Origin of the sequence: Halorientalis sp., assembly GCF_028275115.1 — an archaeon.
Classification (GTDB): domain Archaea; phylum Halobacteriota; class Halobacteria; order Halobacteriales; family Haloarculaceae; genus Halorientalis.
The window spans coordinates 15,197-27,309 of the sequence record NZ_JAQCNH010000029.1 but is presented as its reverse complement, the minus strand read 5'-3'; the positions used below and the strand labels follow the sequence as shown (position 1 = coordinate 27,309).

The following is a 12,113-nucleotide window of genomic DNA, read 5'->3' as shown; positions in this document are numbered from 1 at the left end:
AGTTAAATCCGTCGAAGTTTAGGCGAGCCAAAAAACTGGTTGGCCGCAGTCACGCTCGTCCGTCCCGGGGATTCAATTCCGTGGCCGGTGAGTCTACAGCCTATGCGACAGTTCGGGACGGAGCCACTGATCGAGACACGCGTCGGGGATGCGCTCGGGCGACGCGGTGAGACGTTGGCGGCCGCCGAGTCCTGTTCGGGCGGACTGGTCGCCTCACTCGTGACCGACGTGCCGGGGTCCAGCGCGTACTTCGACCGCTCGTTCGTGACGTACAGTTACGACGCGAAACAACAGGTCCTGGGCGTCGCCCGCGAAGCGCTCGACGACGAGAGCGCAGTTTCGGAACGAGTCGGCCGCGAGATGGCACAGGGGGCACGTGACGTCGCGGGCACGACATGGGGCCTCTCGACCACCGGTGTGGCCGGTCCCGAGCGCGACCGCGCGGACCATCCAGTGGGCACTGTCTTCGTCGGCGTCTCCTCCGCCGCGCCGTGGGGGAGCGGTGCGTCGACGACGACCGTCCAGCGATACCGGTTCGACGGCTCTCGAACGGAGGTGAAAGAACGAGTGGCCAAGCAGGCGCTCTCGGACCTGCTCGACCGGATAGAGACGGATTAACTGAGTTCGAGCGTCAGTCTGTCGCCGACACCGACGCCGAACGCCGCCTCGCCGCGGCCACGATTGACTGCGAGTTCGACGTTCTCGTGACTCCCGACGGTCACCAGCCGCCGGTCCGCATCGACCGCGGCGTACGTCGGTTCTACCGGCGCGGGCTCGCCGTCGACCGCCACCGTGCTGCCGTACCGACCGGCGAGAACGTCGCCGGGAACGTTCGTGATGGCGTTGCCGAAGCCGTCGACGACCAGTACCTCGCCGGTCGCTCGGTCGTCCGCCACCGTCGGTTCGGGGAACGTGAGGTCCACCCAGTCCGCGGCCGGTGTGAACTCCTCGCGTGTCTCGACACGGCCGACGCCGGTCTCGTGGACGAGCGCGGCCGCCGGCGCGAACACATCTCGCCCGTGAAACGTCGAACTCGCGGGGTCGCCCAGGTCGATCTCGAAGCAATCGATTCCGTCGCTCTCGTCCGCGAGCCGGCGGGCTGCCGGCAGGAGGACGCCGTTGTCCGGACCGACGAGGGCGTGATCGCCGGCGCGGACGACGACGGCGGCCCGGTCGGTTCCCACGCCAGGGTCGACGACGACCAGGTGGACGGCCGGTGGGAACCAGGGGAGAATCTCCCGAAGCCAGAAAGCCGCAGTCCGCACGTCCTGACGGGGGAAATCGTGGGCGACGTCTACGAGGCGAGCGTCCGACTCCTGCAGGACGACGCCTTTCATCGCGGCGGGGTACGGCGAGCCGAAATCTGTCGCGAGGGTGAGCATGCTGTGTGGCTGTGGGTGTCAGTGGTCGTTCTCCGTGGCGTCGTCGCCGTCTTCGTCCGCGATCCGGCGGAGTCGCTCCAGCCCGTCGATTTCGTCGAGTACCTCGACGACGACGCCGGGAACGAGATGCTCCCAGTCTTTCCCCTCGACCATCCGAGACCGAATGCGCGAGCCCTTCAGATTTCCGCGGTTGTACATCTCGGACTGGCGGACTTCGATGCCGGCTTCCTCGAACAGTCTGATGACGAGTGGGTTGTTCGAGTACGCGACGTCGAACTCCGGGGCCATACTCTGGATGTGGGCCACCCAGACGGAGTTGCGGTCGATGTCTTCGATGGGGACGACGTACGTCTGCGTGTCTATTTCGTCGAGGACGCGAGAGACCATCATGATTCGTTCACCTGCAGTGAACGGGTTCCGGACGGTGTGTGAGACGTCGGCGCTGCCGATACCGACGACCACTTCATCGACCGTCTCGGCGATACGGTCGGTCATTTCCCGGTGGCCATCGTGGAACGGCTGGAAGCGGCCGATGTAAAACCCCCGTGCCATACCTGTACGTACGTGGGCAGTCGCATAAAATCCGCGAGTCGTCGTCGCCACTCTGAATACCCGCACACGACGCCGCTGTCCTGCGGTTTTGTCCTTCTCACTGGCCTGAATAGGGGAGAAAGTATATCAGTAGACAGCCCTTCGATTTCAGTAACAGCAACGATTCTATGAACGACAGTACGGACACCGACGACGACCCCGAAGACGGGGGGCCCGACTCCGCTGAGGAGTCCCCGGACGCGTTCGACAACGTAGTCGACGACATCGACGATGTCGACGGCATCGAGAGCGTCCACGACGATGGGGACGGCGAGGAGCCTGGGATTCCCGACGGTAACGATGGTAGTATCGACGACCTGGGCAGTGAAGTAGAGATCGACGCCCCGGTCGACGAGGAAAACGCCGAGGACGACATCCTGGGCGGCCTCAAAATCGACTCGACCCACGACATCGAGGTCCCGGACCGACTGGTCGACCAAGTCATCGGACAGGACCACGCCCGTGATGTGGTGAAGAAGGCTGCAAAACAGCGTCGCCACGTCATGATGATCGGCTCACCTGGGACCGGAAAATCGATGCTCGCCAAGGCGATGAGCCAGTTGCTCCCCAAAGAGGAGCTGCAGGACGTCCTCGTCTATCACAACCCCGACGACGGTAACGAACCGAAGGTTCGAACTGTGCCCGCCGGCAAAGGCGATCAGATCGTCGACGCCCACAAGGAGGAAGCGCGTAAGCGCAATCAGATGCGTAGCTTCCTCATGTGGATCATCATCGCAATCGTCATCGGCTACTCGCTGCTGATCGTCCAGCAACCCCTGCTGGGCATCCTGGCGGCCGGTGTCATCTACCTCGCGTTCCGGTACGGCTCGCGGGGCAACGACGCGATGATTCCGAACCTGCTGGTTAACAACGCCGAGCAAAACACCGCGCCCTTCGAGGACGCGACCGGTGCACACGCCGGCGCACTGCTGGGCGACGTCCGCCACGACCCGTTCCAGTCCGGCGGCATGGAGACGCCCAGCCACGACCGCGTCGAACCCGGCGCGATCCACAAGGCCAACAAGGGCGTCCTGTTCGTAGACGAGATCAACACCCTCGACATCCGCAGTCAGCAGAAACTGATGACGGCGATTCAGGAGGGCAAATTCTCGATCACGGGCCAGTCCGAGCGTTCCTCGGGTGCGATGGTCCAGACCGAGGCCGTCCCCTGCGATTTCATCATGATCGCGGCCGGGAACCTCGACGCGATGGAGAACATGCACCCAGCCCTGCGCTCTCGAATCAAGGGGTACGGGTACGAGGTGTACATGGACGACACCATCGAAGACGAGGCCGAGATGCGTCGGAAGTACACCCGATTCATCGCACAGGAAGTCGAGAAGGACGGACGACTCCCCCACTTCGACCGGCAGGCCGTCGAGGAGATCATCCTCGAAGCTCGCCGCCGCGCCGGTCGGAAGGGACACCTCACCCTGAAACTGCGTGACCTCGGTGGACTGGTGCGAGTCGCTGGCGACATCGCCCGCGCAGAGGACAAGGAGTACACCGAACGCGAGGACGTGCTGCAGGCTAAACGCCGCAGTCGCTCCATCGAGCAGCAGCTCGCGGACAACTACATCGAGCGACGGAAAGACTACGAACTCACCGTCAACAAAGGCGACGTGATCGGCCGCGTCAACGGGTTGGCGGTGATGGGTGAGGACTCCGGTATCGTTCTTCCCGTCATGGCCGAAGTCACGCCCTCGCAGGGTCCGGGCGAAGTAATCGCCACGGGCCAGCTCAAAGAGATGGCTCAGGAGGCCGTCCAGAACGTCTCGGCAATCATCAAGAAGTTCTCCGACGAGGACATCACCGAACGAGACGTTCACATCCAGTTCGTCCAGGCCGGTGAAGGCGGCGTCGACGGCGACTCCGCCTCAATCACCGTGGCGACCGCGGTCATCTCGGCACTGGAAGAGGTCCCCGTCGAGCAGAACCTCGCGATGACCGGCTCTCTGTCGGTCCGGGGTGACGTGTTGCCTGTCGGTGGCGTCACGCACAAGATCGAAGCCGCGGCCAAGTCCGGTCTCGACACGGTCATTATCCCCAAGGCCAACGAGCAGGACGTGATGATCGAAGAGGAGTACGAGGAGATGATCGAAATCGTCCCCGTCTCCCACATCAGCGAAGTGCTGGAGGTCGCTCTCGCGGGTGAACCCGAGAAAGACGGCCTCGTCAACCGCCTGAAAAATATCACCGGCAAGGCGCTAGAGCAGCGCGAAGTCGGTCGCAGCGGCGGAAGCCCGAGCCCTCAGTAAGCCGTGGCGCAGTGGGGTGCGTTCGTCGGACTGACGGGCGTCGTCCTCACTCTCTTACTCGCGCTTGCTCGTCTCTCCCAGCGCGTCGTCCGTGACGACGAGGCCGGAGTCACCGACCGCACTGCTTCCGCATCCGACCGCCGACGCGCCGACGAGATTCCGACGTTCGTCCCGCCGGAGGCTGACACTGACTCCCGCGCCGACGAGCGACCGCTCCGAGCGAACGGCGAACTCGCGGCGACCGGAACACCCGGCGGGCGGAACTCGGGTGCCGACGCCGCCACCGGCGCCCTCTCGACCGGGACGTTGCTGGCCAACGTCGCGCTCACGCAGGGGCTGTTCGGCGGTTTCCTGCTCGCGGGCGCGTGGTACTTCGAGATTCCAGCGTCGGCGTTCGGCGTCACCGACGCGCCGCTCTCGACTGGCCTCCCGGCACTCGCGGCCGGTGTTCTGCTGGGCGTCACGCTGTACGCCGCCAACGAGATTGGCGCGGTCAGCGCCGACGCGATGGGCGTCGAACACGACGAGCGCCTGCGGTCGATGCTCGCACCGGAGTCGACCGGCGGGTGGGTCGCGCTCCTCTTTGTGGTTCTCCCGATCATCGCGGGCGTCGAAGAGTTCATTTTCCGGGCGGCGGTCGTCGGCGCGACCACCGCCGGATTCGGGACGTCCGTATGGGCGCTGGCGGTTGTCTCCTCGCTCGCCTTCGCGCTGGGCCACGGCGCACAGGGTCGGGCTGGCGTCGTCGTCACCGGGTCGCTCGGCTTCGTGCTGGCCGGCGCGTTCATCGTCACCGGGAGCTTTCTGGTAGTATTCGTCGCCCACTACCTCGTGAACGCTCTGGAGTTCGTCGTCCACGAACTGCTGGGCGTCGAGTGGGGAGAGCGTGTCGGCGGTAGCGGGTGAGGTCACGACGCTGCTTGGTACGGCGGAGGACCACCGTGACCGACCTGTACGGACGCCGTCGGGCTAATCTGTGAGACGCGGCGATTTGATGTCGGAACCGAGCGCTCCCGAGTTCGAACTGAGTCGCAAAGGGGAGTAAACGGACACTACCGGCGTGGCTGGCGGGTGTACCGCCCCGTCCACATTCAGGGAAACCGTCGCTGGGAGTTCGGACACACTCCGACCGAGGCAGGCACGGTCACGACCGAACCGGACGGGAACGGAACCGGCCGGGAGAGACCGATTCGAACTCACTCGCCGGGTTCGATACGGTATATCGGCGCGCTGTCGGCATCGACCGCCGCGTAGAGGTGACCCGAGGCCGGCGACACTGTCACGTCACGGATACGCTGACCGCTGTCGGCCAGCAGTGGCGCCACCTCCGTCACCTCGCGACCGTCGACCGTGAAGTGGGCGAGGTACTGCTTGGCCAGACCGGCGACGAACAGGTCGCCACGCCACTCGGGGAACGCGTTCCCGTCGTAGAAGGTGGTGCCGCTCGGCGGGAACCCGCCGCTCCCGCAGGCCCACCCGTAGACCGGCGCGACCACGTCCGCACGCTCTCCGTGTGAGACGCCGACCGGGTCGTCGGTACCGTACCGACAGGAGTTGTCCGCGACTGGCCAGCCGTAGTTTTCACCACCTTCGAGAATATTTATTTCGTCGCCGTCGCGCTCGCCGTACTCCGTCTCCCACACCGCGCCCGTCTCGGGGTGTATCGCGAGTCCCTGCGGGTTCCGGTTGCCGTAGGTGAACACTGCGTCCGAGGCGTCCGGGTCGTCGACGAACGGGTTCGAATCGGGAACGGACCCGTCGTCCTTGAGTCGCAGCACCGACCCGAGGTCGTCGTCCAGCGACTGTGCGACGTGGTCCGGGCCGAAGTTCTTGAACTGCCGGTCGCCGACGCTGACGTAAAGATACCCCTCGGTATCGAAGACCACTCGTGAGCCGTAGTGGCCGTTCGACTCGACGAACGGACGGGCGGTGTAGACCGGTTCGAAGTCGACGAGCCGGCTCCGGTCGCGCTCCAGTCGCCCGCGACCGACCCGTGTGGTCGAACCGCCCTCACCCGCGACGGAATAGGTGAGGTAGACGAGTCGGTTCGAGTCGAAGTTGGGGTGTAGCGTCACGTCCAGCAGCCCACCCTGGCCGCGAGCGTGAACCGTCGGGACCCCCGACAGCGCGGTTCGGTCGCCGCTCTCCACGTCCGTCAGCAGGAGCTGCCCGGCCTGCTCGGTCACCAGCAGGCCGGACTCGTCGGGGAGGAAGGCGAGCCCCCAGGGGTTCGAGAGACCGGTCGACACCTCGGTGACCGTGACGCCGGTGGCCGCGTCGGGTGAGTCCATCGGAGGCGCCCGTTCGGTTGCCGTCGGCGTCCCGGATGGTGGGCCATCCGACGGAGTCGCTCCGGACTCCCCCTCTAGCAAGCCAGTACAGCCCGTTACCGAGCCGGAGACGGCTACCGCTGCGAGCAGCCGGCGTCGAGACACACGTTCATCAACCACGGCCGGGAGATAGCACCACGTGCCTATGATACTATTGATGGCTCCGCACGGGCGGGCACACTCCGCTACGAGAGAGGGCAGAGGTACCGTTCGACGATCCGTTCGGCAGTCCGGGCCGCCAGCGCCTGTCCCGCGTTCGTAGGAGTTCCCTCGCCCACGGAGTTGGCCAGCGTACTGTGATCGGCGACGAACAGGCGGTCCACGTCGCCGGACGCAGACGCCGTGATGACCCTTGAGACCGCAACCGCTCCCACAACCCACTGTGACGTCGTGTAAAATCGTTCGCCACGATAGCTCGTTCGCCACTGTGACCTGTTGTCTACACGACAGGGGTAACTGAGTTCACGGAGGAACAGCACGCAACTCAAATCGACAGGCGGCGAGGTACCGGGACTCAGATACCTTCGACGGACCGGAGTTTGTCGGCGACCGCGCGCGGGGTCGTGCCGGGGCCGTCGCGGACGCGGTGGTCGGGGATGAAAACCGGTGCGGGGTTCTCGGCGAGCGCCTCCTGAACTGACCGCAGGTCGGCGTCGCTCTCGTCGTCCAGTCCGGGCGTCATCCGCGTGAGTTGCGCGACCGAGGAGTCCCGTCCGTACGGAATCTCCCGGACGGACTCGAGCACCTGTCGCTGGTCGGTCGGGACGGTCAGCGCAACCTGAACGTTCTCGAAGGTTTCCTCGCTCCCCTGCAGGTACGCGCCGACCCGATCCAGGAGCTCGTGTTCGTCCTCGGCACCCTCGTCGGGGGTTTCGGGGAACGAGACGGAGATGACTCGACCCTGTGCAATCCCGACCTGCACGAAGCGGTCGAGATACTCCGATTCGCGTGCGTAGATGCCCGCGACATCGCTACTCATGCTCGCGTGAAGGGGTGAGAGGGTCTTGAAACTGGCTACAGGGTGACTGCTTGCTCGCCGGCGAGCGTCTGCGATACCCTGAGTCGGACGGTTGCCGTCGCGCTACTGCCAGTCGCGACTCTGACCGCAGCCGCGACCCCAGGCCGGAGCGATTCACCGAACTCCTCCACGCGGGATACCCCGTCGGTCGTCCAGAGAGCCATCGACAACCGCATCCGGTCGTCGACGACGTCCACGACTGATGCGGAGTCGTCCGAGTCCGTGACCGGGGCGAGCCGAAAGCCGCCGTCGACCGTCGCCCCACCCGACGTCGTAGCGACATCGTCGGTTCCGTTCGCGCCGACCCTTTGGACAATCAAGACGTCCAGGCCGACGGGACCGGCCCCCAGAGCGGGTACGACCGTCAGTTCGACGGCGCTGATCCGCCCGTCCGCGACGACCCTCACCTTCGAGGCGGCCTGTCTCCGGTCGGTCGGCCGCCGGTCGTCGTCCGTCGTGGTCTCGGCCAAATCGTTCGTATCGGTGCCTCCACCACTACGGTCCCGGGTATCTCGGTTCCGCCGGCGTCGTCGGTTCCGCCGTCACTGTCGGCGGCAGGGTCGACCGAGTCGTCCTGGCTGGTGCAGCCAGCTACCGCGAGCGCTGTGGCGGTGATGCCGGTCCGGAGGAGCATCCGCCGCCGACAGGTAAACACAGACGAGTCGCGCCCGACCTGTAAACGACCGTACCGTAACGCGACCGGAAATCACACACCGCCGGACGGGTGCCAGTGGACGTCAGTCCGCCGGTACGACGCCAGCCGTGCCCGTATAACTCCAGGCGCACGTCGGCTGGAGCCTCTCCCGGCCGACAGTATCAGTCGATGGTCAACTCGACGGTTCCCTCGATTTCCGTCACGTCGGCCGGGGCCAACAGCCGGACGCTCGTCGTTGACCCACCGGCCGTCGTGAGTCTGAGACCGACGACGTCGTCCTCGCGCACGACTTCACCGAAGTGCGTGACGTCGGTCTCCGTCCGCCGGTGCCGGTCGTCGTTCTCGACGTCGTCGTCTCCGAGGTCGAACACCAGTCGGTGCCGCTCGTCGGCCGTCTGCAGCGTCGCGTCCGCGGCCGTTCCCCTGTCCGGTTCGATTCCGAAGTAGCCGTCGGCGTCGGTATCGGTATCGGTGGTGGCCGCGGCCAGTTCATAGCTGTCGCCAGGGACGGTCCAGGTGGCGGTGAGATCGGTCAGATCGACGCTCTCGACCCAGTCGGCCCTGCCGACCGTCAGTTCGACCGTCCCAATCCGGCGGGCCTCGACGCCGGTTCCGACCGCCGAGACGACTCGGAGTGCCGATGGGAGTGACCCCCCGTCCCCCGCCTCGTCAGGCTCTCGGGACTGACTCCCGGACGCAGCCGGTCCCACCGTGGTCGGCGTCCGTCGCCCGTCCCCGCCGCTCCCGCCGCTCCTGCCGTCATCACCGAGACAACCGGCCACGCTGGCCGCTCCGAGGAGCGTCAGTCCCCCGAGAAAATCTCGTCTATCCGTCATTTCAGTTCGACAGTTCGTCGTGTCACCTCTTCAGGCTATTCCTCGACTCACCGTTCCCGGGCGCAAGTCTTATGTGCAGTTCCGTCCGTCAGTGTACAGTAATGGACGCTAGTGGAGAAATAGCACCAGCGGTGGAAGCAATACTCGCGGCCGCTCGCGAGCGAGGTGGGGGCGACGGGCGGCTGTCGGTCGACCCGCGGTCGCTACCCGACGCGTTCGCGGCAGCCGAGGCCGACGGGCGGGTACCCGTAGTCGCAGAGATCAAGCCGACGAGTCCGACGACCGACGGCGAACGGACCGACGACCCCGTCGAGCTCGCCGAGGAGATGGTTGCCGGCGGCGCGGCGGCCCTGTCGGTGCTGACCGAACCGGACCACTTTGGCGGCTCACCGGAGAACGTGCGCCGAATCCGCGATGCCGTCGACGTGCCGGTCCTGCGGAAGGACTTCGTCGTGCGCGAGGCCCAACTCGACACCGTGGCGGCCGACGTCATCCTTCTGATCGCCCGGTTCTTGCAGGAATCGGATACCGACGGACTGGCTCACCTGCTCGGAGCGGCCCGGGACCGCGGGTTCCAGGTTCTCGTGGAGGTTCACGACGCGGCGGAACTCCAGCAGGCACTTGACGCCGGAGCCGATATCGTGGGTGTGAACAACCGTGACCTCGCACAGTTGGACGTCGACCTGGGGACGTTCGAGCGTGTCGCAGCCGACGTACCCGACGACGTGACCGTGTTGGCCGAGAGCGGTATCGAGACCGCTGCCGACGTGTCCCGAATGCGAGCGGCTGGGGCAGATGGGCTGTTGATCGGTAGCGCCATCATGGACGGACCGGTCGAGGAAAACACGTCGCGACTGACGCAAACGGAGACCGAAACATGAGTGAGACAGGAAAATTCGGAGAGTACGGCGGTCAGTACGTGCCAGAGGCGTTGATGCCGGCCATCGAGGAGTTGACAGACGCGTACGAACGGTACGTGCTGAACAACGAGGACGGGTTCATGAACGAGTTCCGCGAGCGACTGCGAGACTTCGGCGGCCGGCCGACGCCGTTGCAGTACGCCGACCAACTCTCGGGCGCGTACGACGCCGAGGTGTACCTCAAACGTGAGGATCTGCTCCACGGAGGCGCACACAAACTGAACAACGCGCTCGGACAGGTTCTGCTCGCCAAGTATATGGGCAAAGACCGGATCATCGCCGAAACCGGGGCCGGCCAGCACGGCACCGCGACGGCGATGGCGGCCGCCCACCTGGACATGCCCTGTGAGATCTACATGGGCCGAACCGATATCAACCGCCAGCGGCCCAACGTGTTCCGGATGCGGCTCAACGGGGCAGAGGTGAACCCCGTGACCGTGGGCCGGGGCACGCTCAAGGAGGCTATCAGCGAGACGATGCGCGACTGGGCAACGACCGTCGAAACCACCCACTACGTCATCGGGTCGATCGTCGGCCCGGACCCGTTCCCGCGGATGGTCCGTGACTTCCACAGCGTCATCTCCGAGGAGATGCGCGAGCAGAGCCGCGAGCGACTCGGCAGACTCCCCGACTCGGTGGTCGCGTGTGCCGGCGGCGGGTCGAACACGATGGGGGCGTTCGCCGAGTTCGCCGAGGACGACGAGGTGGAACTGATAGCCGTCGAGGCCGGCGGTTCCTCGCTGGCCGTCGACGAGGAAGAAGGCGTTGCCCCCAACTCGGCGACGCTCTCGACCGGCGACGAGGGTGTTCTCCACGGTGCACGCACCAAGCTCCTGCAGGATTCGGACGGGCAGATCATGGAGTCACACAGTGTCTCGGCGGGGCTGGACTACGCCGGCGTCGGGCCGGAACTGGCCCACCTCGTCGATACGGGCCGGGTCAGGCCGGTCAACGTCGACGACGACGCCGCGCTGGAGGGGTTCCACCGCCTCTCACAGGAGGAGGGGATCATCCCCGCGCTGGAAACCGCCCACGCCTTCGGCTATCTGCACGAGAACCCCGACGCGGTGGGCGACGTCACAGTAATAAACGTCTCGGGCCGAGGCGACAAGGACCTCCAGACCGTCATCGAGGAGACCGAACAGCGGGACCTCGACGTGGATGTCGACATGAGCGTGTTTGACACCGCCGGAGGTGCGATGTAGATGGCCAACAACCCCGACCTCGGCACTGCGTTCGGACGCGACGAGCCCGCCTTCGTCCCGTATCTGGCGGCCGGCGACCCCGACTACGAGGCCTCGATCGGGTACGTCGAGGCGCTGGCCCGGGGCGGCGCGGACGTGATCGAGCTCGGTCTACCCTTCTCCGAGCCCATCGCGGAGGGGAAAACGATTCAAGACGCCATTGTTCGCGCGCTGGACGCCGGGATGACGCCGGACCGGTACTTCGAGTTCGTCGAGGACGTGGACGTGGACGTGCCGCTGGTCTGTATGACCTACTACAACCTCATCTACCAGTACGGCGACGAGGACGGGCCGCGTTCCTTCGTCGAGAAGGCCGCAGATGTCGGGCTGACGGGCTTTGTCGTCCCGGACCTGCCGGCCGAGGAGGCCGACCCGCTCCGGACCGCCTGCGACGAGTTCGGCCTGGACCTCGTGTTCATCGTCGCGCCGACGACACGCGGCGAGCGCCTTGACGAGATGCGCGAGCAGGTGTCGGGCTACGTCTACGTACAGGCCCGACTGGGGACGACCGGCGCGCGCGACGACGTGAGCGACCAGACCGACGAGAGTTTAGCCCGTATCGACGACTGGAAGGTGCCCAAAGCCGTCGGCTTCGGCATCAAAAAGGGCGACCACGCCGCGCGAATCGTCCGGGCCGGGGCCGACGGGGTCATCGTCGGCTCTGCTCTCGTCGACATCGTGGCCGAGGGCACAGAGAGCGACGAACCGGTCTCAGCGGTGGCCGACCGACTCGAAACGAGGGCCCGCGAACTGAAGCAGGGAGCACTGCGCGGGGCTCGAGAGCGGGCCAAGGCCGGTGGGGACTGACGCGTGTTCCCGGGCCGACACCGCTCGGTCCGGCGACGCTCTGGACGCGAACTCACCGACGGCGGCCGGTCC

At 66.0% G+C, this 12,113-nt stretch carries 13 protein-coding genes; 6 read left to right on the top strand and 7 right to left on the bottom strand.

The features are described from left to right. Positions 1 to 102: 102 nt before the first annotated feature. Complete coding sequence (locus Q0964_RS04745) at positions 103 to 618, top strand: CinA family protein (protein WP_299264083.1); 516 nt, start codon at positions 103 to 105, stop codon at positions 616 to 618. Here Q0964_RS04745 and Q0964_RS04740 read toward each other — a convergent pair. Beyond that, positions 615 to 1,382: an SAM hydrolase/SAM-dependent halogenase family protein gene (locus tag Q0964_RS04740; protein ID WP_299264081.1), complete on the bottom strand. Its 768-nt coding sequence runs from the start codon at positions 1,380 to 1,382 to the stop codon at positions 615 to 617. The genes Q0964_RS04745 and Q0964_RS04740 overlap by 4 nt on opposite strands. An 18-nt stretch (positions 1,383 to 1,400) precedes the next feature. Further along, positions 1,401 to 1,934: a nicotinamide-nucleotide adenylyltransferase gene (locus Q0964_RS04735; protein WP_299264078.1), complete on the bottom strand. Its 534-nt coding sequence runs from the start codon at positions 1,932 to 1,934 to the stop codon at positions 1,401 to 1,403. Positions 1,935 to 2,101: 167 nt separating this feature from the next. Between Q0964_RS04735 and lonB the strand changes: the two genes are divergently transcribed. Next, a complete protein-coding gene (gene lonB, locus Q0964_RS04730) occupies positions 2,102 to 4,231 on the top strand; it encodes an ATP-dependent protease LonB (protein ID WP_299264075.1) in 2,130 nt (709 codons plus the stop codon). A gap of 3 nt (positions 4,232 to 4,234) precedes the next feature. Further along, positions 4,235 to 5,137, top strand: a complete 903-nt coding sequence (locus Q0964_RS04725) for a CPBP family intramembrane glutamic endopeptidase (RefSeq protein ID WP_299264073.1) — start codon at positions 4,235 to 4,237, stop codon at positions 5,135 to 5,137. A gap of 290 nt (positions 5,138 to 5,427) precedes the next feature. On the opposite strand, the gene Q0964_RS04720 is transcribed toward Q0964_RS04725, so the two are convergent. From Q0964_RS04720 to Q0964_RS04700, 5 genes are all read right to left on the bottom strand, one after another. After that, a complete protein-coding gene (locus Q0964_RS04720) occupies positions 5,428 to 6,666 on the bottom strand; it encodes a PQQ-dependent sugar dehydrogenase (RefSeq protein WP_414652130.1) in 1,239 nt (412 codons plus the stop codon). 80 nt (positions 6,667 to 6,746) lie between these two features. Then, positions 6,747 to 6,935: a hypothetical protein gene (locus Q0964_RS04715; protein ID WP_299264068.1), complete on the bottom strand. Its 189-nt coding sequence runs from the start codon at positions 6,933 to 6,935 to the stop codon at positions 6,747 to 6,749. A 140-nt stretch (positions 6,936 to 7,075) separates the two neighbouring features. Beyond that, entirely contained in the window at positions 7,076 to 7,540 is a 465-nt protein-coding gene (locus Q0964_RS04710) for an MGMT family protein (RefSeq protein WP_299264065.1), read from the bottom strand. 35 nt (positions 7,541 to 7,575) lie between these two features. Next, the gene (locus Q0964_RS04705) at positions 7,576 to 8,049 is read right to left on the bottom strand and encodes a hypothetical protein (RefSeq protein WP_299264062.1); all 474 of its coding nucleotides are present in this window, start codon (positions 8,047 to 8,049) and stop codon (positions 7,576 to 7,578) included. Positions 8,050 to 8,395: 346 nt separating this feature from the next. Beyond that, positions 8,396 to 9,070, bottom strand: coding sequence for a twin-arginine translocation signal domain-containing protein (locus Q0964_RS04700; protein WP_299264059.1), 675 nt, complete (start codon positions 9,068 to 9,070; stop codon positions 8,396 to 8,398). Positions 9,071 to 9,171: 101 nt separating this feature from the next. On the opposite strand from Q0964_RS04700, the gene trpC reads away from it, so the two are divergent. From trpC to trpA, 3 genes are read left to right on the top strand one after another with little or no spacing between them, the layout of a single operon-like run. Beyond that, complete coding sequence (gene trpC / locus Q0964_RS04695) at positions 9,172 to 9,951, top strand: indole-3-glycerol phosphate synthase (protein WP_299264056.1); 780 nt, start codon at positions 9,172 to 9,174, stop codon at positions 9,949 to 9,951. Next, positions 9,948 to 11,195, top strand: coding sequence for a tryptophan synthase subunit beta (trpB, locus tag Q0964_RS04690; protein ID WP_299264053.1), 1,248 nt, complete (start codon positions 9,948 to 9,950; stop codon positions 11,193 to 11,195). Before trpC ends, trpB begins: the two co-directional genes overlap by 4 nt. Continuing rightward, a complete protein-coding gene (gene trpA / locus Q0964_RS04685) occupies positions 11,196 to 12,041 on the top strand; it encodes a tryptophan synthase subunit alpha (RefSeq protein WP_299264050.1) in 846 nt (281 codons plus the stop codon). The last annotated feature ends 72 nt before the right edge of the window (positions 12,042 to 12,113 follow it).